Here is a 24,229-nt window from a genome sequence, read left to right on the forward strand (position 1 = left end):
TTTTGGGGAGTTATGATAAAGGAGAAGAATATGATTAAGAATAAATTTTTAATGGCTTTAATTATAGTATTATTATGTTTTTTTATAATATTATTGATAAATTGGGCTCCGAGTAGTAGTACATTGGACAATAATATTGATAAAGTAAAGGTTGATGAAGAAAAAGTACATAGCATAAATCACAATAAAGTTTTTCAAGAAATGTTTCCAAATAGCCAATATCCATATGGAGAATTTGAAGCTATTGACAACAATATAATTAGAATGTATAGAGATGATAAGAATCACTACGATGATTTTTCTATAGAGAATATTATTTATGATAAGTTTATAGAGAGTAAGAATGAATATTTAGTAATCATTAGAAAGCTCAATACTAGTCACCAAGAGGGACTTTACAAGGTATTCATGGGAATCTTTGATTTAGAAACTAATACGCTTATAAGTCCTGTTCATGATATTAGTTCAGATCAAGGTGACTTTGGATTTTTTAAGGGTAAGGAAAAAACCTACATTATGTTTGTCGGAAGTACAACTTATAATGGATGGGAAGAGTACTATGGTGATTTATATGACGTAACTAGAAATGATTGGAAAAATGTTTTGCCTAAGGATAATAAATTTTGGGAGAATAAAAGAGCTCTAATCTCCAAGGATGGACTTATTATATATAAGAGAGAAATTGTAGGAAGGGATAATGGAGCAGTTATACCAGATTATAGGTTTGTTTATGATTATGAAATGATATGGGATGAATTAAAATCTAACTTTACTATTGAGAAAAACAAGAAAATATAAAAGTAACAAGAAAGTAATGTTAGAAAGAAGGGATATAAATGACAGCATTTACAGCAAAGGTAATAAAAATCATAAAAAATATTCCCAAAGGAAAGGTAATGACCTATGGTCAAATTGCTGCTGAAGCAGGCAGTCCTAGAGGTGCAAGGCAGGTGGTAAGGGTATTACATTCTATGAGTGATAAATATCAGCTGCCCTGGCATAGGGTTGTAAATAGAAATGGAGAAATATCTCTAAAAGGCGAGAACTACCATATTCAAAAGCAGCTTTTAGATGAAGAGGGAGTTTGTTTTAGGGATGGGAGGATAGATTTGGGGAGATATTTAAATAGAAGTTATAATTTGCTAAATTAGCAATTAGTCACGGAGTTTTCCTAGACCTTATTTTACATGGTAATAGCACTTAAAAAATAGAGTACAATAATTAGCACACAAATAATTATTCCAATAATCGAAGTGAGTTTAGCAAACTCGATAGCTTCTTTACTTGGTTCAAGATCTTCATTCTTAAACTGCCATCTACGACCAAATTTTATAAATTTTTCTGGATACTTTATTTGATAAACAAGCAAAACTATCATAGGTAAGAAAACCATAAACACTACTATGAAACCTGCCATTTTAATCCCCCTTAAATATTTAATAATTTCAATTAAGCAAAACTTGTTTTAAAATTCTAACATTATCTATCCTTAAAATCTCATATATGAGTAAGGCTATATCTAGTTGTGCATATGTTAATATTTTACTATATGTAAATCATATCATACATAACTATAAATGATGTGGAATTTTATGGAATAATCTAGTATGCTTGAATTGAGAAGGAGAATATTTCTTTTGTGCAACAAAGCCATATTAAAAATAAGGTGTTGATTATTTTATGTATACGAAAAAAGCAAGAACAATTCTAATTATACTTACCCTTGCGGTAACTATTTTAGCTCTATTAAATCTTGACAATAAACTTTTTGTGACTTTACCAATATTAATAGCGATAATGATACAAACCTATTCAATCTTAAAGAATAAAAATAGTAAAAAGCTAGATATATTAATGATTTTACCATTGATATTAGCAGTTGTAGTTCTTGTTGTTTCTCATTTTAATAATTAAATTTAAAAAAGGCTTTCAGAGAATAAAATCTGAAAGCTTTTTTTAAAATGAAACAATAGACCTAATATTATGATTCTACTCTTCTTTACTTAAGGCTCTCATATGTTTTCAATGTGTAACAATTTCCTGTATTTTTAAAGAATAATAGATTGTCATAGATAAATATAATTTTAAATCTTTCTGTTTTACTATATTAAATATTAATTCATTGTTTGGTAATTTTTGTTAAATTTGTACAACATATATAATTAAAAAGAAAGAAATTTATAAAAAAATGTCAATACCATTAATAAAAAAAGCAATTAAGGGTTCAAGAATTCTTATATATTGATGTTTATGTATTTCATCAGTAAGGATAACGGTTATGAGTTGTGTTATTCCAGCTAATAATAGATCAGCATGAAGAGTTTTTTTATTTTTAGTTTTATGTCTGTAATGCAGAAACTTTCTTTAAAGTGATTAACCGATTGTTCCAGGATAGAATCTTAACATAGGATGTATTTAAATACTTTTTGTTGGTTGTACTATGTTTTATATATTTAAATAAGACCTTGTTTAAGTTCTCCTGTTTTTATTTTAGCATCACCCCTTTGATTTCAAGGGAATTTAGAGTTTTTGTAGATGAAATAATAGTTGTATAGGAGAAAAAAATTTAATTATGATAAAAAGTATGCATCGAGATTCCTGTGGGATTTCGGTGCATACTTTTTATTGACAAGAGATTTGAAATATTTTCTAAAGATATTTGTATTAAATGCTTCAGTTAACTAAATACAATAAATTTCGATATGGATTTTGTTAAATAAAAATTGTATTATTTATATATAATAATAGACAAATGTTCTTAAATAGCAAACATAAATGAAGATTATAAGTACTAAAAACACATTATATTATTTACTAATAGAAATAACAATTACTAAATTTAATTATTGAATATAATTAAATTTAGTAATTGTTATTTAGGGACTATATTTGATATTTTAATAAGTAGAATATAAGGAAAACGATTGCTTAACATTAAAATGATATTTTATAAAACTAATTTGAATTTTTATGTTAAAGAAAAAAATTGAAAGGAGGGTTTTATGTATAATTATCACGAAGGATATCAAAGAGTGTTGGGACCAGATATTGACGGACTAGATGACAAAGTAAATAGAATAACAATGTGTTCCATAGAAAGATATCCTTAATCTATCAGGAGAGACTATAATAGTTACTAGCAGTGTTATAGGATTGGGACCATGTGTAGTTAATAGATCAGTATAAGCAGGAGCAAATATTGTAACTGTTGACGTTTCAGTAGAATTTACCACAAATGAATTTGGGGGAATTGACATATTAGTTAGTAATGCGTAAATATGGAATTATAAAATATTATCACAAACAACAGAAAAATTTTATCACATAATAATTAATGTTAATTTGAAAGGTGCTATGTTTTTGATAAAAGAAGTTGTAAATAAAATGAAAATTCAAAGTAAAGGTAGAAAAATAATAAACGCAGTCTCTGTTGCAGAACTTTCTGAAGAAGCTATTCCTGTAATGTATAATTATGTAGCATCTAGGTCAGGTTTAATTACTTTAACAAATTTTTTTATAAAAAGATTTAAAACTACAAGGGATAAATATAAATTGTGTTATTCCAGGGGGACTATAACTCCAAGAGCAATAAATACCCTTGTAATTGAAAAAGTTAAAGGAATAGTAAAAAAATAGGGGGAGAAAATATGGAAAATAGAGCTCGTAACACTTTTATTGGAGCTATTATAATGACAATATGTTCGATTGGTTCTTATATGGCTATACCTGTTTATATAGTACCGCTTATGGAAAAATTAAAAGTTGGAGTTGGGCAAATAACACTAATGTTTACTTTTGCTGCAGCTGGAAGCTTAGCAACATCCTTACTAATGGGAACATTGGTAAAAAAGTTTAGTATTAAAAAGCTTGTTATGATAGCAGGAATATTAATAGGTAGTTTTTTTATAGTATTAGGGTATTCCAATAGTATCTTAATTATTTATGCACTAGCGGTATTGTTTGGATTTAGTACTATAGTAGGAGGTTTTGCCACTGCACAAACAGAAATTAATTGGTGGTATGCAACAGGAACTGGAAAGCGAATAGGGTATTTAAGTACTGCTGTAGGACTTGGTGGAATGGTATTTCCCGTAGCAGTAGCTAAGCTTATAGAGATATTTGGTTTGCGAATTGCAGCATCTGGACAAGGGATTTTTATTGGAGGCATAATCATACTGATTGGCGTATTTGTATTATCTGAAGAACCAGATAAATACGGTCTTAAGCCTGTAGGTTATGAAGAAAATGAAGAATTAAATAAAAAAGAAAATACAAGTGGACAGACAAAGTCTAGTCTTACTATAAAACAAATAGCTACTAAGCCACAATTCTGGTTCATACTAATTTCGATTGTATTGATTTCTACAGCTAGTACAGGATTTAATAATAATGCTTCAGCTTTATATCAAAGCAAGGGTATAGATGCAGTAAAAGCAGCACTATTGATATCTATTATGAGCGGTGTTAATTTTATTACAGCACCATTGTATGGTATCCTCATGGATAAAATAGGATATATTAAGGCAACAACACTTTATGGATTAATAGTAGCTGGTATATTTTTCGGTTCAACACTCCTATATGGCTTCGTAGGAGGAGTTATCATAGCAGCATTGATGGCATTCAAGACATTTAATAGTATGCTTGGACCAATTACATTACCAAAACTATTTGGGCGTAAAGAGGCTGCAAGTCTAGTCGGTTTTACAACTGCAGCCCAAAGTGTTGGAACAATGATAGGAGCACCTTTAGCAGGTTTTATGTTTGATGCAACAGGTACATATGACACATGGATGATTACTGGTGGGGTTTTGACTGTAGTTACTGTATTGCTTGTAATCATTGGTAATCGAAATAAGGGGGATGCAAACATAAAGCAACAGGCAAGAACAGCTGAATAAATAATTATTGAGTAAAACATATATGAGGTGGGATTCCCACCTCATATTATAAATAGAGCAGATATTTCCTTTTTATTTCTCTTCTTAGATTTTCTATCTTTACCTTGCATTAATCCACAATTCATCCGTTTCTTCAAGCGGTACTTTTGTTTCTTTGTCTCCAATTAACTTTACTTTCTTATCTAACTCAAATTCTCTATTCTCTTTTTCATTAATTCTTTCCCTTAAACTTCGTATTAAATTCCAAATTCCCTAAGACTTATGTTTTGCCATTTCAGTTACTTTATCTGTAGCTTTTCTATATACTTCATTAATAGTAGAATAATAAGTATCTAATCTATATATAATAAATTGCATAAAATTGGTAGCAATAGTCAAAATTCTATTACACTTGTGATAAAATTAGAACTATACAAGCCAATATGGAGGAGATATAATGATGAAAAAGAAGATACTTTTTGGGACAACCAATCCATCTAAGCTTAACAGAATACGCAATATAGTTAGAGAATTACCCCTTAAAATTATTAGTTTAAAGGATTTAGATATTGAAATCGAGGCTGATGAAGATGGTAATGATGTACACGAAAACGCTTATCAAAAAGCTTTGACATACTATAAAGAAAGTAAAATTCCAACTGTATCTATAGACTCAGGGCTTTATATAGATAAATTTTCAGAGGACAAGCAGCCAGGAATATTTGTAAGAAGAATAAATGGTAAAAAAGCAACTGATGAAGAAATGTTTGAGTACTATAGAGATGAGTTAATAAAAGTAGGAGGGAAAAGCGAAGGGAAGTGGATATCATCAATTACTTTTGTTTTAGACGAAGACAGAACTATTAAGCATGAAGTAATTGAAGAAAGACTTTTTATTGACAGACCCAGTCCAATAAAAAAGAAAGGATTACCCTTGAGCAGTTTAGCCATAGATAAAACATTTAATAAATATGTATCTGAAATAACTGAGGAAGAGAGAACAAAGCTACAAGAAAAGACTGACAAAGAGATATTTAATATGTTTAAGAAAGTTTCAGAAGAGATTTAAAAAGGGGGAATATGATGTCAATTAAGAAAATATTATTACTAGGAAATCCTCAATTGTATAAGGTATCGGAAGAAGTACATAGAGAAGAGCTAGATAATATAAAAAGAATAGTCCAAAACTTACATGACACCATGATGGAATTTAGAAGAAAATATGGTGTAGGTAGAGCAATAGCTGCGCCACAAATAGGTGAAATGAAAAGAGTAATATATATGAATATAGAGAATCCAGAGGTTTTTATTAATCCTAAAATGATTTTTGAGGATGACGATACTATTGAATTGTGGGACGATTGCATGAGCTTTCCTCAGCTTATTGTAAAGGTAAAAAGATATAAGAAAGCTCGAATAGAATATAGGGATTTGGAATGGAACAAGAAGGCCATGGAGTTAGAAGGAGATTTGGCAGAGCTATTACAGCATGAATATGATCACCTTGATGGTATTTTAGCAGTGGCTAGGGCTATTAACGATAAATCTTTTGCAATAAAAAACCATGAAGAATAGATGAAGGCTAGTAAAGGGGCGTTAGAAAATGATAGAAGTTAAGTTTTACGATGATGATACCGTAAGGGAAGGCAAATTGAAGTTTGCAGTTATTATGGCAAAATACAATCAACAATGGATTATGGTACGACATAGAGAAAGGAATACTTGGGAAATTCCTGGTGGACATATCGAGAAAAATGAGAAATCAAAAGAAGCAGCAGCAAGAGAGCTTAAGGAAGAAACCGGGGCCCTTGACTTTGAAATAGTGCCAATATGTATATATTCAGTATCAAGAGATGGAGGAGAAGAAAGCTACGGTAAGCTATTTTATGCTAAAATATTCGAAATCGGAAAATTACCAGATAGTGAGATATGTGAAATAAAACTCACAGACACAATTACAGGTGACTTAACTTACCCAGAAATACAGCCTAAGCTTGCTAAACGTGTTATTCAGGTTATATAAATAAAGTAACTAGATAGATTACTTCAATACATTTAGCTGAAATATAACTAATATAATGGTGAAGAGATCAAATTAATATGTAAAGAATGTTTATAAGATATTAGGGTATTAAATTGAATAATTATATTTAGTAAGGAGGCAGAGCATTATGAAAAAAAGGATTGTAATGGTATTATTAATTAGTGTATTGGCGGGCATACTTTTAACTGGGTGTATTCCAGGGGATGATAGCTATAGTGCAAATGATCCAGCAAACTTTTTATCTGGTGTATGGCACGGATGGATTGCGCCTATATCATTAATTATTTCTCTATTTAATCATGATATACAAATATATGAGCCAATTAATACTGGCTGGTGGTATGACTTTGGATTTTATATTGCAATAATAAGTGGTTTCGGAGGAATTTCATTAAGTAGAAAGAAAAGAAAATCTAGAGACTAAGGAGTGGAACAATGGCAACTATAGATGATTTTAGTAAGTTAGATATTAGGGTTGGAGAGATAATAGAGGTTGAAGATTTCCCCAAGGCAAGAAATCCAAGTTATAAATTAAAAGTTGATTTTGGTGAAGAAATAGGTATTAAAAGGTCCAGTGCACAAATAACTGATTTGTATTCCAAAGAAGAGCTAGTAGGAAAAAAAGTTTTAGGAATAGTAAATTTTCCACCAAGAAACATAGCAGGATTTCAGTCTGAAGTGTTAGTTTTGGGAACATATTCAAAGGATGGTGTAATACTTATAACTTCTGACAAAGAAGCTGATAAGGGAGATAAGCTTGGGTAAAAGTAGAATAGGATTTATGAATAAAAAAACTGTCCATATATTTTTAATATGGATAGTTTCTTTATTGTGGTGTAGTTATTGATTTGAAGTTATATTAGAGATTCATATAAATAATTACTTCATATTGCAGTATCATAGTATGCGATATTTATTAATTAGTCTTTTTTTCATTTGTCACCAAATATAAAATTAATTTTTCGTTTTATACCTTCACAGCATTCGTCAAAGGCAACATCTTCAGAATATATATATAAAGCATACTCAAAGAATAAGGCACTATAGATTAATTCAATAGCCTCTTTAGTATCAAAATCTTCATCTAAAACCCTTTTATCTTTTAAGTCATTCAATAAATCTTTTAACTTAAGCATAATTTTATAATCAAGACTTACCAGCTTATGTAGGAAATTAGGATTTGACTTAAAGCTATTAAGGGATGCCAATAAAAGCTCACGCATAATCTTTTTACTAAACAAATCCAGTTTCTTTACATACTTATAGATAATATTATATACAGCATTAGAAACACCCTTATTTAAATCTATCATTTCATCAAATTGCATATCATTATTAATGTCAAATTCTTCCTTCATGGCAGCGATAAATATATCTGATTTTGAATTATAATAATTGTATACGGTACCTACACCAATTTCTGCCCTTTGTGCAATTTCTTCGGTAGTACACTCTTCATAACCATTTTCCTTAAATAATTCCTTTGAAGCTTCAAGAATTTTTTTTCTAGTTAACTCTTTTTTCTTACTACGTAGTCCCATAATAATACCCCCTAAAAAGTGAATTTATTTATTATGAACACATTCACATTTTATACCCATAAAATTAATTTGTCAATTAATAAATAAAATCTATAAAATATGTAACCAAACTTGTGTCGGGGCATAGTATGTACTAGGATTTGGACAACAGATCTAATTCAACTAATATTAATAAATGGGGGAGTTGAAAATATATGGCTAAAAATGGGAAAGCTTCAGTTTCTAATGTAGAGGTTTCTCTAAATAATGTTCAAAGTAAAGCAAATGCAAATAGTGAAAGCAACAATAATATTTTAAATCATAGAGATTATTGTGCAGATGTACACGGTGGAACAGTAGAATCCTGTGATAACATTTCAACAGATATTACGCCAATAACTAGCGGAGTAGTGGCTAAAATACCAGTAGTTTTATCAGAGTTCACAGTAAGAATTGCTATAAATTCAAAAATTGAATTACCTGAACCCGCTATAGAGATAAAGAATATTAAGAAAAGAGTAAAAATAACTCAATGCTTATTACTTCAAAACACCAATGTGCTATTTATAAAAGGATTTATAAGAAAGAACATTGATTACTCAACTAGAGATTGCTCAAATAAAAAGGCTATATGTGGCGACATCCATCATTGTACTGTAGATGTACCTTTCCAATGTACTACTATAGTTGCATTTAATGGAACCACTCCAGCACCTGTAGTAACTAATACTCAATCAGAATTTGAATATTTTAGAAGACAAGAATTACCAAGAGAATTTGCAGAAAAAGATAAGCTATTAGCTGGAGATTTATCAGAATATAATCAAATGAGTACTGAAAATCTTAATGAGCTTCCTTTCTGTGAGTTAATTAGTTCAAGAATAGTTGAATTTGATGAGTACTTGAATAGAACTCCAATATATAAACCACATGCACCATTTGAAGAAAAAGAATTTGAAGAAATAGAAGAAAAAATGGTAGTATTCTTAACCCTTAAACTTCTTCAAAATCGTCAAGTTGCAATTGGTTCTATAGGGGGAATTGTAAGGCCTTGTGAAGATTGTTAAAGATATAGTTTTTAAGAACATCTGTCTGCTTAGACGGATGTTTTTAATTATATTAACTTATTTTATGAGATGAACTAAAGTACTAATATTAGCATAAAATATATTATATTACTGTATTTTTATGTACTAATGGTGAAGGAGTTGATAATAGAATTGAAGGAGCATAGTAAATCAATGAAATATAAAAAAGAACCTAAGGTTAGCAGTAAAATTTTAGGCGATTGTGTAAGCACTATAGAGAGCATAGATGCTTATCTAGATGATATAATAGTTGAAGTACCAGTTGTTTTAGCTAAATTCATATTATTTATTAGTTTAAGTTCATATGTTATGATGCCTGATGGAACAAGTAAAATTAAAGATATTTCTAATAATTTGAAGATAACTAAAAGCATTTTAATGCCTAATACCAATATTGTTTTTATTGATGGTATTATAAATAAAAAGATATCATACTATACTTTTCTACCTTCTGGAGTAATAGGGGATACTCAAACGAGAAAGCAATATAAGATTAATATTCCTTTTGAATGTGTCGCTGATATTATTTTTAATGGGGATAAACCTTTACCTATAGTTGAATCTAGCGAAGTGGAAACAAACTATTATAGTAATTCTAAAGGTGGAAGAAATTATTATATAGATGATAGTTTTCTAGAATCGGATTCAAAAACAAGGAGTAAAATATCAAATATATACTTTAATAAATCACCATATTGTGAAATAATAAAATCTGACATAGTAAGTAATAATGAATTGATAAAAAATAAAAAGATTCATAATATTAGCAAACCCCTTGGAATATTAGAATTGACAGAAATTAGAAGCGAAATGGTTGTTGAAATAACTATGAGGATAGTACAAGATAAGAATGTAGCTATAAGTGGAGATGAAGCTTCTAGGAAAGAAATTGATAAAAATGATACTTAAAATTAAATAAGGAAGGTACTGAACTCAGATGAGAACATTACCTTCCTTATACTTACATTATATCATACTAAAAATTTGAAAAAAAGTCTTATGTTTCAAGAATCCTTCCTATATAATAGAAACACTATCTTTTAGGGAGGGGTTTTATTGAAAAAAGGCATCAGAGACAAGAATATCATAATGTTGTTCATAGGGGGATTTATATCTAACATTGGTGACATGATGTATAATTTAGCTTTAACTATAACATTGTACACAGCATCTCAATCTATAACTCCAGTTGCAATAATGTTTTTGGCAAGGGGAGTTTTAAGAATTCCTATTCAATATTTATCTGGTATTTTGGCAGATAATTTCAACAGAAAGTATATTATAATAGTTACAAATATTATTAGTGTTCCTGTAGCTTTGTCTCTAGTTTTAATGAATAAAGGGAGTCTGTGGATAGGATATGTGGTTGCATTTTTATTACAATCTTTAAATGATATAGACATATGTTCAGAAAACTCTATATTACCTGAGTTAGTTAAAAAAGAAGAATTAGCCGAAGTAAATTCAATATTTTCAGTTTTAGGGAAAATAGCGATATTCATATCACCTGCTCTAGCTGGTCTTTTATACAAATCATATGGTACAACAAGTATTTTTATAATTAATTCACTAACTTTTCTAATAGCTGGTCTAGCATTTACTTTAATAAAGTATATTCCACAAAATACTATTGGATCAAACAAAAGCAATATTCTAGCTTCTGGATTTAAAGGTTTTAAATTAATTAAATCTTATGGTTCAGTAATTCTTATATTTATAGTGATGAGCAGCTTCTCTCTATTAGGTATGATGTATGAGGTAATGAAGGTAGCAGTATCAGATATTAATTTAGGACTTGGAGCTGATGGAATTATATACTTTGGCTATGCCCTTGCGATAGGAGGTTTAGTATCTCCTTTGATAGTAAAATTCATAAAGAAAAAAGAAATTAATATATTCATAGTAGCATCATTAGTTGTGGCATTTACTTACATAGTATGGAGTAGCACACATAATATTTATATTTCCTTCATCATTCTTATAATAGCTGGATTGTTTAAAAGTATCCAAGGAATATACTCTACAACAATAATTCAAAAGGACATATCTAATCAATATATAGGAAGGATATTTGCATTATATAAAATGATATTGACTTTAACTGCCATGATTGGTATTTCTCTTTCGCCAATACTCTACAGGTTTATTGGAATAAGGTATATCTTCCTATTGTTTAGCTTGCTAGCTATTTTATTATCATCATTTGCCTTGGTTTATAATATGAAAAAAAATACTATTAAAATTACGAATTAATTATGTGAGTAAATCAAAGCCCAGATGAAATCTTGTAAAAATATATTTAATTTGTAAATATTCAATTTTTAAAAACAAAAAGGTGGTGAAATATGTGAGAAAAATATATGGGACTGATAGGTTAATTCTTAAAACCTTTACAAATTCATTTAAAGAAGCACAAGCTGTTTTGAATTTTTATGAAAGGAATAGAGAGTTTTTTAAACCCTGGGAACCCTTAAGAGATGAAGAATTTTATAAGCTTGAAAATAGAAGGGACATATTATCATGGGAATTAAATTCTATGAGAAGAAAAGAGAGCATAAGATTATGGATATTTGATAAAAATGATACTAAATTTGAAGATATTATGGGGATGGTTAGCCTTACTAATATCATAAGGGGAGCTTTTCAATCATGTTTTCTAGGCTATGCTATGGATAAGGATGCTATTAATAAAGGATATGCTACAGAGGCAATTGGAAAGGCCATAGAAATCGGTTTTAATGAGCTTAATCTACATAGAATAGAAGCAAATATAATGCCTAAGAATAAGGCATCTTTAAGAGTTGCAGAAAAGCTTGGGCTTCAAAATGAAGGATTAGCTAAAAATTACTTGAAGATTAATGGTGAATGGGAAGACCATATTCATATGGTAATATTAAATGAAAAAATGGAGTAAATGGGTAAAAACCATTTGCTCCATTTTCTTATACTCAATAGAATTGATTATACTTTCAAAAATCCTTTAGAAGCTATTCTTATATTATTGCTACAGCTTCAATCTCAACATTTCCATCTAGTGGTAATCTTGCTACCTCAACGCAAGCTCTAGCTGGTTTATGCTCATTGAAGAATTCTCCGTAAACTTCATTAATATCCCCGAATTGATTCATATCTTTTATGTATATATTAACCTTAACTACATCTGTTAATGAAGCACCACCTTCAGCTAATACTTCCTTCAAGTTTGTTAAAGACATTCTAGCTTCACTTTTAATATCATCTTGAACAAGCTTTCCAGTTTCAGGATTAATAGCTAACTGACCAGATGTATATATCATGTTTCCAGCCTTCATACCTTGTGAGTAAGGACCTATAGCCTTTGGTGCTTTTTCAGTTGAAATTACTACCTTTTCCATATTTATCCCTCCAGTTAATAGTTCAACATAATTTATTTATTCAAGAATATTTTACCACTATTTTTATGGCGAGTAAAACTAATTTGAAAATTAAAGATGGAAAAATCCTATTATCAGCTATTAATTTAGATATATCTAATGTTAAGTTAATGACGGTCTAGTACTTTAAATGTATATTTAGCAGGAAATGTATTTATTTATAAGAAAACAAGGCATACTATTTTAATAATAGAGTGAACTGCTCATCACTTGCCTGCGCAGAAGAGGTGGCTTCTAGTATTTTATACTAGAACTTTTCCTGTTTTCAAGAATTGTGCCTTTGATATTTTATAGTTAAAGTTTTAAATAGGAAGCTCATAACGATTAAAAAAATGAAAAAAAGTGGTATAATTTAGAATATATAAAAAAGGGAGATTGAGGTGACATTTTGAAGAAAAGAATAGATGAGAACATAAATGATATAAACGAAAATACAGTTAAAAAGCATCAAATTATTTCTTACACGATATTGGCAATTACAGGTTTAATATTCTTTATTTTTGTTAATTTAGGTATGAAGGTTAATGAAAGCTACTACTTAGGGAATGTATTGATTATACCAGGATTATTTTTGTTTTTCAAAGCTAATAAACACTATAAAACTCTTCAAAGAGTTATGTATCTAAAGGAGCAATGGGGGAAGTCACAAAAACAAAATAAAAAGAAAAAGGCCTCCACACTATATAATCATTTAAGCAATAAAGGCAATGAAGGATTTCTTGATGATCAGACTTGGCATGACTTAAATATGGATAATATATTTTATAAGCTTAATCGAACCCATTCTACACCAGGGAGAGAGGTTTTATATAAAATGCTAAGAAAACCATTATTTGATGCTGACAAACTAAATGCTAGAGCAAAACAAATAAATAAATTTCAAGAAAATGAAAGTTTAAGAATCAGAACTCAATTGATTCTTATGAATTTAGGAATTGATTCATCATTTAATGCTACTGATTTCCTTTGGGAAGAAGTGCCGAAGCCTAGTAAATTTAGATATATATTTCTCTTAATGTCAATTTTAGCTATAGCAGCTATAGGGCAAATATTCTTTACTGGGATTAAAGGAGCTATTTTAATATTACCTGTCTATTTAATCAATCTTTTTGTACACAATTATATGAGTCGTAGATACTCCCATAAGATTCCTACTATAAGCTATATAAATGCTATTATTAACTCTGGAATAGATATGAGTAAAATAAAATCTGATGAGTTAGTTGAACATGTAGATATACTTAAAGAATGTACAAATAAGACAAAGAAGATATTAAAAAAGACAATTTTTCTAAAGAAACAGCTTTATAATGATATCACTGATATAATGTATGAATATTTTAAAATATTCTTCCTGTTAGAAGTCAATAGCTTTAATGCTGCCATTAGTGATATAAATAAGAATATTAATGAGATAAGGAATATATATTTAACCTTGGGAGAAATAGATGCCCTTCAATCAATTGCATCCTATAGGACTGATATTGAAAACTATTGTGAGCCAGAATTTAATGATAATAAAGTATTGCATATAGAAGAGGGTGTTAATCCTTTAATAGAAAAGCCAGTAGCAAACTCTATAGATATAAACCAGAAAGGCATTTTGATAACCGGATCAAATATGGCTGGCAAATCAACCTTTTTAAGGACTGTAGGAGTAAATGTAGTATTTGCCCAAACCATATGTACATGCTTAGCATCTAAATATAGAGGAAAGTTATATAATATATTAACATCTATAAGCCAAACCGATGATTTGACTAAGGGTAAAAGCTTCTATTTCACTGAATCTGAACGAATACGTAGAATGATAGAATTATCAAATAGAGAGTATCCAACTCTATGTATTGTGGATGAAATGCTTTCAGGAACTAATTCCATGGAGCGGGTAAATGCATCAGAAGAAATCCTTAGATACATGATTAAGAGAAATGTTTTAGTAATAGTGGCTACCCATGATTTGGATTTGGCAAAGAGACTATATAATGATTACAAATGCTATTATTTTAATGATAATGTTACCAAAGAAGGTTTAGACTTTGACTATAGTATAAAAGAAGGTATAGCAGTTACCTCAAATGCTATAAAACTTTTAGATTATTTAGGATATCCTGAAGAAATAGTAGCAAAAGCTAAAGAAAAGGTTGCTCATAATATGGAGAGATTTGGAAGTTAGCATAATGTGATATATCTCACTTTATTTTATGGTATATATCACATTAATAAACTCAATATCCCCTTATAATAAAGATAACAATAAATATTAAAGGGGTGCTAAGAAATGGCGATAAGAGAAATTGTTAAAATAAATGAAGAAAAATGTAACGGATGCGGATTATGTGTACCAGGTTGTGCAGAAGGGGCTATTAAGATAGTAGACGGAAAGGCTAAACTAATTGCAGATAATCTTTGTGATGGAATTGGAAACTGTATAGGACATTGCCCTCAGGATGCTATTGAGGTTATCAGAAGGGAAGCAGATGAATTTGATGAAGAGGCTGTTGATAAACATTTAAGTTCTACAAAGAAAAAGGCTCAACCAGCTAATACAGGCGTACAAAAAATGGGTCATGGCGGTCATGGACATGGTGGACATAACGGAGGATGCCCAGGTAGTAGAGCAATGTCTATAAATAGAACTAGCAATAAGCAAGGATCAACAGTATCATCGGAAGACATAGAGGTAAAAATTAAACCTCAACTAAATCAATGGCCAGTGCAATTAAAACTTGTACCAGAGTCAGCACCATATTTAGATGGTAGAGACTTACTTGTAACTGCCGATTGTGTACCATTTGCTTATCCTAACTATCATTTAGATTTACTTAAAGGTAAATCAGTAGTTATAGGGTGTCCAAAGCTAGATGATGTACAATTTTATATTGAAAAACTAACTAATATGCTTAAAATAAATGATATAAAAAATGTCACCGTTGCCCATATGGAAGTTCCATGTTGTAGTGGAATAGTAATGGCAGTAGATGAAGCGGTAAAGAGATCTGGAAAAGATATAAATGTTGAGAAAGTTAAGATAAAAATAAATGGAGAAAGAGAATAGTATTATAGCAAATCGACTCAAGGAAAGCCTTGGGTCTTTTTTTATGCCATTTATTAGTTGACTTTTTTCCGAATCAATTAGAAGAAATATGCCATAGAAACATACATGAAATGGATAAATAACTTATATAAATGTAATAAAGATAAAAATTGGAGAATACATTTTTTAATACAAGCTAAAAAAATAGTTCATAATTTCCTAATTATGGTATTAAAAAACTAAAAAGATAAGGATGGTAGATGTGGAGTTAAATCAAAGAAAAATTGATATACTTCAAAAGCTAAGAAGACGTAAAGATTTTATTAAGGTAGAAGACCTTGCTAAAGAATATAAGGTGACTAACAGGACAATAAGATATGACTTAGATAAGATAGAGGAATTTTTAGTCAAGAATGGCTTTCACTACTTACAAAAGGAACATAAAAAAGGTGTAAAGCTATCTAAATCTAAAAGGATAGAGGAATTTATAGATAAGTTTATTAATTCGAAAACTCCTTATAGATATTTTTATTCAAAGGATGAGAGATTTAAAGTGATGATAGTTAAATTATTACAGTCTAGTGATCCCTTAAGTATAAGTTATTTTGAAAAGCTTTTATACATATCAAGAAATACAGTGTTGAAGGAATTAGATTTAATAGAGATGTGGCTAAAAAACAGAGGACTAGAGTTAATTAGAAAACCTAGAGTTGGAATCTTTATAGATGGAGAGGAAATAAACAAAAGAAAGGCTATTATAGAAGTGACAAGTGAAAGCATTTCTATAGAAGATATATATAGCTATATAAATCAGAAAATGGCCCAGAACAAAATTAATAGTCTACAATTCGATGTACTTTTTTCAGAAATAGATATTAATTTTTTAAATGATTTAATTCTATATTCAGAAATTCAGCTAAAAAGGGAATTTAGTGATAGAGCCTACAGTAATCTTTTAACCCATTTAGCCCTTATGATTAAGAGGATATTATTGCAAAAGCATATATATTTGCCTGATTTGAATGAGGAATCACTAGAGGAATCAAAGGAATATTTTGTAGCTAAGGAGATTATTAAAAGAATTGAAGGAAAATACAAGATAGAGGTACCAGAGGTTGAAATATATTATATATCAATACATTTGCTTGGAGCTAAAACTCTTAAATACAACGGAGTTCTGGAAGACGATCTATATGAAGTAGCGAAAAAGATGACAGAGGGAATTGAAGAAATATATAATGTGTCTTTTGAAAATAAGAACAAAATAATTATAGGATTGGTAGTACACTTGAGACCAGCTATATATAGAATTAAATACAATCTTAAACTCTCTAATCCTCTCTATAATGAAATTATTAATAATTATAGAGATTTATTTCTAAATACTAAATTAGTTATTAGAAATCTAGAAAAATACATTGGTACAAAAATTAGTAATCAAGAAATAGCTTATATAACATTACATTTTGGAGCAGCTCTAGAGTATGCTAGTGAAAGCAAAGTCAATAGAACCAGAGTAATTGTAGTTTGTGGCACAGGAATTGGAACTTCCAATATGATTGCCTCTCAGTTAGAAAAGGAATTTGATATTGAGATAGTCGATACAGTATCTAGTAGAAATATTAAAGAGATTGAAAAAAGCAAATATGATTTGATTATTAGTACTGTTGATATACCTGAGATTGAAGGCAACACATTTATTAAGATTAGTCCCCTATTGCTCAAGGGTGATTATGAGAAGCTAAAAAGCACCTTAGTATCTAAAAGTAACTTTAGCAATCATTATGATGACACTTTAATAAATAGATTACTCAGAGTAGTTGAAAAATACTGTGACATTAAAGACAGATTACAATTAGAATATGAGTTTATGTATGAATTGAAGGCTAGTAAGCATGAAATACATCAGAAGGGAAAGGTTTATATGCTAAATGATTTATTGAAAAGAGATGTAATCAATCTTAATGTATCCTGTAATGACTGGAAGCAAGCAATTGATAAGTCTACTCATCTATTAATAGCAAAAGGATATATAGAAGAGTCATATAGAGAAGCTATATATGACAATTTTAAAGAAATGGGACCTTATATGGTGGTAGGACCTGGAATAGTTCTGGCTCATGCTAGACCTGAAAACGGTGTCAATAAACTTTGTATGAGCTTAATTACATTAAAGGAGCCGGTGGACTTTGGACATAAAGAAAATGATCCCATAAAGCTAGTTATTACATTTGCAGCCCAGGATAATGAAAGTCATTTAAAGGCCTTATCTCAATTGATGGAGCTCCTGATGAACACTGAGGATTTAGAAACAATTATGAACTGTAAAGATAAAGAAAGAGTACTATCTATAATCAGAAAATATTCCAGTAATAGTGAATAATTATGCAGAAATAAATGTGGAAAGGGGGAAATACAGTGAAAATACTTGTAGCTTGTGGTAGTGGACTAGGTAGTAGCTTTATGATTGAAATGAACATAAGGAAGATTATTAAAGAGCTAGGTGTGGAGGCAGAAGTAAGCCATACAGATTTAAGCACTGCAAAAAGTGAAAAAGCGGATATTTATGTGGGAACTAGGGATATTGCTGACCAGCTAATAGGATTAGGAGGAGAGGTTATATCGCTAAAAAGTATGATAGACTTTGATGAACTAAAGGATAAGCTAAAGAGTGGTTTAGGGAAAAAGGGACTTATATAAAAATAATAAAGGGGGAGTGTTAAATGTTAGATTTAATTCTTGACATTCTTAGTGTGCCTGCAATTTTAGTAGGTTTAATCGCATTAATAGGTCTAGTAGTTCAGAAGAAGCCATCATCAGATGTTTTTAAAGGAACTATAAAAACAATATTAGGTTTTTTAGTTCTTAGTGGAGGTGCTGCTATAGCAGTTGATGCTTTGGGACATTTTGGAGTTATGTTCCAAGAGGCATTCAATGTTCAAGGGGTTGTACCTCACAATGAAGCGGTTGTAGCAATGGCATTGGAAAAATTCGGAACCAGTACAGCACTTATTATGGCTTTTGGTATGTTAGCGAATATTTTAATTGCAAGATTTACAAAGTTAAAATATATATTCTTAACAGGACATCATACACTTTATATGGCTTGTATGATAGCTGTAATATTAGTAGTTGGTGGACTTGAAGGAACTGTATTAATTATCGTAGGTTCTATATTATTAGGTCTTGTAATGGCATTATTCCCAGCGATAGCCCATCCAACGATGAAAAAAATCACTGGAACAGATGATGTGGCCTTTGGTCACTTTGGAACAGTAGGGTATGTGCTTTCAGCTTGGGTTGGTAAATTAGTAGGTAAGAACTCTAAGTCAACGGAAGAAATGAAGTTCCCTAAGGGCTTAGGTTTCTTAAGAGATAGCTCAGTGGCAGTTGCCATAGTTATGGGACTTTTCTACATTGTAGTAGCTATAGCTAGTGGAAAAACATTTGTTGAAGAGTTAAGTGATGGTCAAAACTTTATTATTTTTGCCATTATTCAAGCAATTACCTTTGCCGGTGGAGTTTATATAATTCTAGCAGGTGTAAGGTTAATATTAGCCGAAATAATTCCTGCATTTAAAGGTATATCAGAAAAAATAGTACCCGATGCTAAGCCAGCACTGGATTGTCCAGTAGTATTCCCTTATGCACCTAATGCTGTCCTTATTGGATTTTTATCAAGTTTTCTTGGTGGAATAGTTGGTATGCTTGTTCTTATAGGGATGAAAGCAACAATAATTCTTCCAGGTGTTGTTCCTCATTTCTTCTGTGGAGCAACTGCAGGGGTATTCGGTAACGCTACAGGTGGTAAGCGAGGAGCATTTTTAGGAGCATTTGCCCATGGATTACTTATAACATTCTTACCAGTACTATTAATGCCAGTATTAGGAGACCTGGGATTTGCTAATACAACATTCAGTGATGCCGATTTTGGTGTAGTAGGTATAATCCTAGGAAATATCATTAAAATTTTTGTTCATTAAATAGCTTAAAGGGTAGATTCTTATCTACCCTTTTTAAATAGAGGAGAGATAAAAGAGGTGTATAGTAAGCTAAAGAAATTCTTATTATTTGAGTATATTCTGAAATGAGAGAAAGCAAACGTATATATCATATATATATAAATGAAATAAGAATGGAGGGGTATGATGAAGTGTAATGAGATTAAAGAGTTAAAAAAAGTAGCTCTGTCAGTTAGAAGGGACTGTATAGAAGTTCAAAAGTTAGTTGGATCAGGACATCTAGGAGGATCTTTTTCAGTGGTCGAGCTATTGACCTATCTTTACTTCAGTAGAATGGATATTGATCCTAAAATGCCACTGAAGAAAAATAGAGATGTATTAATACTTAGTAAAGGTCATGCATCTTTAGCATATTATAGTATTCTTGCTAGAAGAGGTTTCTTTCCATTGGATGAACTAAAGACATATAGAAAGATAAACTCTAGGCTTCAAGGACATACACATATTGATGAACCACCAGGAGTTGAATGTAGTACTGGTTCTTTAGGTCAAGGATTATCCTATGGAATAGGTGTGGCTCTTGGATACAAAAAGGCCAATCTAGATAATAAGGTCTATGTTATCCTTGGAGATGGGGAAATTCAAGAGGGGCAGATATGGGAAGGAATTATGCTACAAGGAAAGCTTCAGATGGATAACTTAATAACAATAATTGATAATAATAAAATACAACTAGATGACACTTGTGAAAATATTATGGGATATTATAATCTAAAGGCTGTATTGCAAGGTTTTAACCACAATGTTATTGAGATAGATGGTAATAATTTTGAAGAGATCCACAAAGCAATTAATCAAATACAAGAAAATAAATCTAATATTATTATTGCTAATACTGTGAAAGGAAAAGGTGTATCATTTATGGAAAATGTAGTTGCTTGGCATGCTAAGAAGTTAGATGATGAAGAATACAATCTTTCTCTTAATGAATTAGATAATAGGGAGGTGCATCTAGATGAATAGCATGAAAGCACCTAGAGATGCATATGGTGAAATATTATTAGAGCTAGGGTCAGAAAATGAAAGAGTCTTTGTTTTAACAGCAGATTTAGCCTCATCAACTAAAACAGGATTATTTGCAAAGCAATTTCCAGATAGATTTTTAAACGTAGGTATTGCTGAGCAGGATATGGTAGGGATAGCAGCAGGGTTATCTAGGGCAGGATTTGTACCAGTGTTTAGTACCTTTGCTTGTTTTGCACCGGGGCGTACCTATGATCAGATACGGCAATCTATTGCATATTCTAATGCTAATGTGAAAATTATATCCACTCATCCAGGCTTAAGTATTGGTATGGATGGTGCTATACATCAGAGTTTAGATGATATTGCATTGACTAGGGAGTTACCTAATATGGTAGTATTAGCTCCATCTGATGAAATTGAGACTAGAGAAGCAGTGAAAAGTGCGATAGAGCATGAAGGACCAGTATATGTAAGGGTAGGAAGAAAGGAATGTCCTAAACTCTTAGATTCTAAATACAAATTTCAAATTGGAAAGGGATATATTTTAAGAGAAGGCAAGGATATAACTCTTATAGGACATGGGTCCATGGTATCAGCAATAAATGAGGCTGCTGGTATTTTGGAGAGAGAAGGAATAAGTTCTAGAGTTATTTCTATGGCAAGTATAAAGCCAATAGACAGAGAATTGATTATAGAGTCTGCAAAAAAAACTAAAGGAATAGTAACTGCAGAGGACCATTTCCTATATGGAGGATTATATAGTGCAGTTTGTGAAGTAGTTTCGAGTGAATATCCTTGTATAGTTAAAGGAATAGCTGTTAATGATACTTTTGGAGAATCAGGCAAGCCAGAGGAATTATATACTAAGTATGGGTTGACAAAGGAACACATTATTAAGAAAGTATTTGAAATACTAGATTGAAAATAAGACTTTAAATAGAGCAATAAAGTAACGAAAGAGTAGATAAATACTTAAATATAGAAGCTTTAATTTTCGTAAAAATCCAACTTATAATTGTTTTTTGTAAATAATAAAATTAAATCTTTTATAAATTGTAACAAAAAGGGCTTAAGTTTTTGTAACTTAAGTCCTTTTTGATTGCTTTTTATTCTAATTGTGTTAGAATAAAGGATAGTGTGTATTATCGTAATTACTAGAAGTTAATCGAATTTTTACAGTTTATATATAGCAAGAAGTCAATTTATAGTATAATATATTCTAAAACCAGTTATAAAGTAGACCGATTAGTGTAATTATAAACAAATATAATAAAAAAGGTAGGAGAAAAATGAAAACAAAGAGAAACGATATCCGTAATATAGCAATAATTGCCCATGTTGATCATGGAAAAACAACACTAGTAGATCAGCTCTTAAGGCAAAGTGGTACTTTTAGAGAGAATCAAGTTGTTAGAGAAAGAGTAATGGATTCCAATGACATAGAGAGAGAACGTGGAATTACAATACTTTCTAAAAACACTTCTGTTCACTATAATGATACAAAGATAAATATTATAGATACACCGGGCCATGCTGACTTCGGTGGAGAAGTCGAGCGCGTTCTAAAAATGGTTAATGGAGTAGTGCTAGTAGTAGATGCATTCGAAGGACCAATGCCTCAAACAAAATTTGTTCTAAGAAGAACACTAGAGCTTAATTTACCAGTTATAGTATGTATAAATAAAATAGATAGACCAGAGGCTAGGGCAGAAGCTGTTGTAGATGAAGTATTAGACTTATTTATTGAATTAGGAGCAGGGGAAGATCAATTAGACTGCCCATTTGTTTATGCTTCGGCTAAGGAAGGAACTGCATCCCTTGACAGTGAGAAACAGGATGAAAACATGAAGTCTCTATTTGAAACTGTTATAGAATTTATTCCAGCTCCTGAGGGAGATGAAGAAGAGCCACTTCAAGTTCTAATATCTACTATTGACTATAGTGAATATGTAGGTCGTATAGGAATTGGTAAGGTTGAAAGAGGAAGTATAAAGGTTAATGATAATACAGTTATAGTAAATGAGCACCATCCAGAAAAAACTCAAAAAGTTAAAATAACTAATATATATGAATTTGAAGGATTGGAAAGAGTTAAGGTAGATGAAGCTAAGGTAGGAAGCATTATTGCTGTAACAGGAGTAGAAGGGATTCATATTGGAGATACAATTTGTGACCCTGAACATCCAGAGCCATTATCATTTGTTCAGATATCTGAACCAACATTATCTATGAGGTTCTCTGTAAATACAAGTCCTTTAGCTGGACGTGAAGGTGACTATGTAACTTCAAGACAGATTAGAGATAGATTGTTTAAAGAGTTAAATACAGATGTAAGCTTAAAGGTAGAAGAAACTGAGTCTCCCGATTCATTTAAAGTGTCAGGCAGAGGAGAATTACATTTATCTATACTTATAGAAAACATGAGAAGAGAAGGATATGAGTTCCAAGTTTCTAAGCCAGAAGTACTTTATAAAAATATTGATGGCAAGAAATATGAGCCTATGGAAAAAGTTACAATAGATGTTCCAGAGGAGTTCATGGGAGCAGTAATAGAGAAGCTTGGTACACGTAAAGGTGAAATGGTGAATATGGGTCAATCCAATGGTGGATATACTCGTCTTGAATTTTCAATTCCAGCAAGAGGTTTAATAGGATACCGTTCAGAGTTTATGACTGATACTAAGGGTAATGGAATATTGAACTCTATATTTGATGGATATGAACCATTTAAAGGTGAAATACCTAGACGTTCCTATGGTTCTTTAATTGCTTTTGAAAAAGGTAATGCCACAACTTATGGACTTTATAACGCTCAGGATAGAGGAAGTTTATTTATAACTCCTAATACTGAGGTGTATTCAGGAATGGTAGTTGGTATGAATCCTAAAGGATTAGATATGGAAATCAATGTTTGTAAGAAAAAACAGGTTTCAAATGTAAGAGCAGCAGGAAAAGACGAAGCCTTAAGACTTACACCACCAATTGAAATGAGTCTAGAAGATTGCTTAGAGTTTATAGAAAATGATGAGATTGTAGAAATAACTCCTAAGAACTTAAGATTGAGAAAAAGTATTTTAGATAAACAAGCAAGGATGAGAGCTAATAGATAGAGTGTTAATATATACAATTACAAACTGAGAAATAAAGATGATCGATAGATATTGATGATAAAGAGTTATGGTTAAATCCATAGCTCTTTTTTTGGTGTGCCCAGCATGGGCACAGTCTATAGGGTGAAAGTCCTGAACACCGAAGGTGA

The 24,229-nt window shown here is 30.6% G+C and carries 25 protein-coding genes; 22 read left to right on the top strand and 3 right to left on the bottom strand.

From position 1 onward, the window contains the following. Nucleotides 1-30 precede the first annotated feature (30 nt). Together JMO20_RS00510 and JMO20_RS00515 are read left to right on the top strand one after the other, a co-directional pair. Nucleotides 31-798: a hypothetical protein gene (locus JMO20_RS00510; protein ID WP_202707185.1), complete on the top strand. Its 768-nt coding sequence runs from the start codon at nt 31-33 to the stop codon at nt 796-798. A 38-nt stretch (nt 799-836) separates the two neighbouring features. After that, a complete protein-coding gene (locus JMO20_RS00515; RefSeq protein ID WP_202707186.1) occupies nt 837-1,151 on the top strand; it encodes an MGMT family protein in 315 nt (104 codons plus the stop codon). A gap of 32 nt (nt 1,152-1,183) precedes the next feature. On the opposite strand, the gene JMO20_RS00520 is transcribed toward JMO20_RS00515, so the two are convergent. Further along, nucleotides 1,184-1,417, bottom strand: a complete 234-nt coding sequence (locus JMO20_RS00520) for a DUF6199 family natural product biosynthesis protein (protein WP_202707187.1) — start codon at nt 1,415-1,417, stop codon at nt 1,184-1,186. Nucleotides 1,418-1,680: 263 nt separating this feature from the next. Here JMO20_RS00520 and JMO20_RS00525 point away from each other — a divergent pair, with 263 nt between their 5' ends. The 8 genes from JMO20_RS00525 to JMO20_RS00560 all read left to right on the top strand — a co-directional run bounded on the left by JMO20_RS00525 (nt 1,681) and on the right by JMO20_RS00560 (nt 7,689). Continuing rightward, nucleotides 1,681-1,914 (top strand): hypothetical protein, encoded by a 234-nt coding sequence (locus JMO20_RS00525; RefSeq protein WP_202707188.1) that lies wholly within the window; start codon nt 1,681-1,683, stop codon nt 1,912-1,914. 1,377 nt (nt 1,915-3,291) lie between these two features. Beyond that, on the top strand, nt 3,292-3,636 hold the full coding sequence (locus tag JMO20_RS00530; RefSeq protein ID WP_341533967.1) for an SDR family NAD(P)-dependent oxidoreductase: 345 nt from the start codon (nt 3,292-3,294) through the stop codon (nt 3,634-3,636). 11 nt (nt 3,637-3,647) lie between these two features. Further along, nucleotides 3,648-4,901, top strand: coding sequence for an MFS transporter (locus JMO20_RS00535; protein ID WP_202707190.1), 1,254 nt, complete (start codon nt 3,648-3,650; stop codon nt 4,899-4,901). A gap of 436 nt (nt 4,902-5,337) precedes the next feature. After that, nucleotides 5,338-5,949 (top strand): non-canonical purine NTP pyrophosphatase, encoded by a 612-nt coding sequence (locus JMO20_RS00540; protein ID WP_202707191.1) that lies wholly within the window; start codon nt 5,338-5,340, stop codon nt 5,947-5,949. A gap of 14 nt (nt 5,950-5,963) precedes the next feature. Then, nucleotides 5,964-6,455 carry a peptide deformylase gene (locus JMO20_RS00545; RefSeq protein WP_202707192.1) on the top strand — a complete coding sequence of 164 codons (492 nt, stop codon included), beginning with the start codon at nt 5,964-5,966 and terminating at the stop codon, nt 6,453-6,455. A gap of 28 nt (nt 6,456-6,483) precedes the next feature. After that, entirely contained in the window at nt 6,484-6,903 is a 420-nt protein-coding gene (locus JMO20_RS00550) for an NUDIX hydrolase (protein ID WP_202707193.1), read from the top strand. A 148-nt stretch (nt 6,904-7,051) separates the two neighbouring features. Further along, entirely contained in the window at nt 7,052-7,348 is a 297-nt protein-coding gene (locus JMO20_RS00555; protein ID WP_202707194.1) for a hypothetical protein, read from the top strand. A gap of 11 nt (nt 7,349-7,359) precedes the next feature. Then, the gene (locus tag JMO20_RS00560; protein WP_202707195.1) at nt 7,360-7,689 is read left to right on the top strand and encodes a tRNA-binding protein; all 330 of its coding nucleotides are present in this window, start codon (nt 7,360-7,362) and stop codon (nt 7,687-7,689) included. 167 nt (nt 7,690-7,856) lie between these two features. Here JMO20_RS00560 and JMO20_RS00565 read toward each other — a convergent pair whose 3' ends face one another. Continuing rightward, complete coding sequence (locus JMO20_RS00565) at nt 7,857-8,465, bottom strand: TetR/AcrR family transcriptional regulator (RefSeq protein ID WP_202707196.1); 609 nt, start codon at nt 8,463-8,465, stop codon at nt 7,857-7,859. Between the two features lie 194 nt (nt 8,466-8,659). Between JMO20_RS00565 and JMO20_RS00570 the strand changes: the two genes are divergently transcribed. From JMO20_RS00570 to JMO20_RS00585, 4 genes are all read left to right on the top strand, one after another. After that, the gene (locus JMO20_RS00570) at nt 8,660-9,511 is read left to right on the top strand and encodes a CsxC family protein (RefSeq protein ID WP_202707197.1); all 852 of its coding nucleotides are present in this window, start codon (nt 8,660-8,662) and stop codon (nt 9,509-9,511) included. A gap of 174 nt (nt 9,512-9,685) precedes the next feature. Further along, nucleotides 9,686-10,441 carry a hypothetical protein gene (locus JMO20_RS00575; protein ID WP_202707198.1) on the top strand — a complete coding sequence of 252 codons (756 nt, stop codon included), beginning with the start codon at nt 9,686-9,688 and terminating at the stop codon, nt 10,439-10,441. Nucleotides 10,442-10,588: 147 nt separating this feature from the next. Then, nucleotides 10,589-11,785, top strand: coding sequence for an MFS transporter (locus JMO20_RS00580; RefSeq protein ID WP_202707199.1), 1,197 nt, complete (start codon nt 10,589-10,591; stop codon nt 11,783-11,785). 94 nt (nt 11,786-11,879) lie between these two features. Next, nucleotides 11,880-12,446 carry a GNAT family N-acetyltransferase gene (locus JMO20_RS00585; RefSeq protein WP_202707200.1) on the top strand — a complete coding sequence of 189 codons (567 nt, stop codon included), beginning with the start codon at nt 11,880-11,882 and terminating at the stop codon, nt 12,444-12,446. A gap of 79 nt (nt 12,447-12,525) precedes the next feature. Here the strand turns inward: JMO20_RS00585 and JMO20_RS00590 are convergent, their stop codons facing one another. After that, nucleotides 12,526-12,906 (bottom strand): RidA family protein, encoded by a 381-nt coding sequence (locus JMO20_RS00590; RefSeq protein WP_202707201.1) that lies wholly within the window; start codon nt 12,904-12,906, stop codon nt 12,526-12,528. A gap of 427 nt (nt 12,907-13,333) precedes the next feature. Here JMO20_RS00590 and JMO20_RS00595 point away from each other — a divergent pair, with 427 nt between their 5' ends. The 8 genes from JMO20_RS00595 to typA all read left to right on the top strand — a co-directional run bounded on the left by JMO20_RS00595 (nt 13,334) and on the right by typA (nt 24,080). Beyond that, nucleotides 13,334-15,121 carry a MutS family DNA mismatch repair protein gene (locus JMO20_RS00595; RefSeq protein WP_202707202.1) on the top strand — a complete coding sequence of 596 codons (1,788 nt, stop codon included), beginning with the start codon at nt 13,334-13,336 and terminating at the stop codon, nt 15,119-15,121. Between the two features lie 105 nt (nt 15,122-15,226). Further along, nucleotides 15,227-16,003 carry an ATP-binding protein gene (locus tag JMO20_RS00600; RefSeq protein ID WP_202707203.1) on the top strand — a complete coding sequence of 259 codons (777 nt, stop codon included), beginning with the start codon at nt 15,227-15,229 and terminating at the stop codon, nt 16,001-16,003. A gap of 241 nt (nt 16,004-16,244) precedes the next feature. Then, nucleotides 16,245-18,365 (top strand): PTS sugar transporter subunit IIA, encoded by a 2,121-nt coding sequence (locus tag JMO20_RS00605; RefSeq protein ID WP_202707204.1) that lies wholly within the window; start codon nt 16,245-16,247, stop codon nt 18,363-18,365. Nucleotides 18,366-18,400: 35 nt separating this feature from the next. Next, on the top strand, nt 18,401-18,682 hold the full coding sequence (locus JMO20_RS00610) for a PTS sugar transporter subunit IIB (RefSeq protein WP_341533966.1): 282 nt from the start codon (nt 18,401-18,403) through the stop codon (nt 18,680-18,682). Nucleotides 18,683-18,705: 23 nt separating this feature from the next. Next, nucleotides 18,706-19,965 (top strand): PTS ascorbate transporter subunit IIC, encoded by a 1,260-nt coding sequence (locus tag JMO20_RS00615; RefSeq protein ID WP_202707206.1) that lies wholly within the window; start codon nt 18,706-18,708, stop codon nt 19,963-19,965. Nucleotides 19,966-20,130: 165 nt separating this feature from the next. Then, a complete protein-coding gene (locus JMO20_RS00620; protein ID WP_202707207.1) occupies nt 20,131-20,967 on the top strand; it encodes a transketolase in 837 nt (278 codons plus the stop codon). After that, nucleotides 20,960-21,892, top strand: coding sequence for a transketolase family protein (locus JMO20_RS00625; RefSeq protein ID WP_202707208.1), 933 nt, complete (start codon nt 20,960-20,962; stop codon nt 21,890-21,892). The genes JMO20_RS00620 and JMO20_RS00625 overlap by 8 nt, the downstream gene beginning before the upstream one ends. 367 nt (nt 21,893-22,259) lie before the next feature. Further along, complete coding sequence (gene typA / locus JMO20_RS00630) at nt 22,260-24,080, top strand: translational GTPase TypA (RefSeq protein ID WP_202707209.1); 1,821 nt, start codon at nt 22,260-22,262, stop codon at nt 24,078-24,080. The last annotated feature ends 149 nt before the right edge of the window (nt 24,081-24,229 follow it).

The organism is Sporosalibacterium faouarense (assembly GCF_016765695.1).
GTDB classification, from domain to species: domain Bacteria; phylum Bacillota; class Clostridia; order Tissierellales; family VENL01; genus Sporosalibacterium; species Sporosalibacterium faouarense.

Excerpts from the sequence above, each read along its gene's own strand:
- JMO20_RS00510 (WP_202707185.1), top strand. The coding sequence starts at position 31 with ATGATTAAGAATAAATTTTTAATGGCTTTAATTATAGTATTATTATGT.
- JMO20_RS00515 (WP_202707186.1), top strand. The coding sequence starts at position 837 with ATGACAGCATTTACAGCAAAGGTAATAAAAATCATAAAAAATATTCCC.
- JMO20_RS00520 (WP_202707187.1), bottom strand. The coding sequence starts at position 1,417 with ATGGCAGGTTTCATAGTAGTGTTTATGGTTTTCTTACCTATGATAGTT.
- JMO20_RS00525 (WP_202707188.1), top strand. The coding sequence starts at position 1,681 with ATGTATACGAAAAAAGCAAGAACAATTCTAATTATACTTACCCTTGCG.
- JMO20_RS00535 (WP_202707190.1), top strand. The coding sequence starts at position 3,648 with ATGGAAAATAGAGCTCGTAACACTTTTATTGGAGCTATTATAATGACA.
- JMO20_RS00540 (WP_202707191.1), top strand. The coding sequence starts at position 5,338 with ATGATGAAAAAGAAGATACTTTTTGGGACAACCAATCCATCTAAGCTT.
- JMO20_RS00545 (WP_202707192.1), top strand. The coding sequence starts at position 5,964 with ATGTCAATTAAGAAAATATTATTACTAGGAAATCCTCAATTGTATAAG.
- JMO20_RS00550 (WP_202707193.1), top strand. The coding sequence starts at position 6,484 with ATGATAGAAGTTAAGTTTTACGATGATGATACCGTAAGGGAAGGCAAA.
- JMO20_RS00555 (WP_202707194.1), top strand. The coding sequence starts at position 7,052 with ATGAAAAAAAGGATTGTAATGGTATTATTAATTAGTGTATTGGCGGGC.
- JMO20_RS00560 (WP_202707195.1), top strand. The coding sequence starts at position 7,360 with ATGGCAACTATAGATGATTTTAGTAAGTTAGATATTAGGGTTGGAGAG.
- JMO20_RS00565 (WP_202707196.1), bottom strand. The coding sequence starts at position 8,465 with ATGGGACTACGTAGTAAGAAAAAAGAGTTAACTAGAAAAAAAATTCTT.
- JMO20_RS00570 (WP_202707197.1), top strand. The coding sequence starts at position 8,660 with ATGGCTAAAAATGGGAAAGCTTCAGTTTCTAATGTAGAGGTTTCTCTA.
- JMO20_RS00575 (WP_202707198.1), top strand. The coding sequence starts at position 9,686 with ATGAAATATAAAAAAGAACCTAAGGTTAGCAGTAAAATTTTAGGCGAT.
- JMO20_RS00590 (WP_202707201.1), bottom strand. The coding sequence starts at position 12,906 with ATGGAAAAGGTAGTAATTTCAACTGAAAAAGCACCAAAGGCTATAGGT.
- JMO20_RS00600 (WP_202707203.1), top strand. The coding sequence starts at position 15,227 with ATGGCGATAAGAGAAATTGTTAAAATAAATGAAGAAAAATGTAACGGA.
- JMO20_RS00615 (WP_202707206.1), top strand. The coding sequence starts at position 18,706 with ATGTTAGATTTAATTCTTGACATTCTTAGTGTGCCTGCAATTTTAGTA.
- JMO20_RS00620 (WP_202707207.1), top strand. The coding sequence starts at position 20,131 with ATGAAGTGTAATGAGATTAAAGAGTTAAAAAAAGTAGCTCTGTCAGTT.
- JMO20_RS00625 (WP_202707208.1), top strand. The coding sequence starts at position 20,960 with ATGAATAGCATGAAAGCACCTAGAGATGCATATGGTGAAATATTATTA.
- typA (WP_202707209.1), top strand. The coding sequence starts at position 22,260 with ATGAAAACAAAGAGAAACGATATCCGTAATATAGCAATAATTGCCCAT.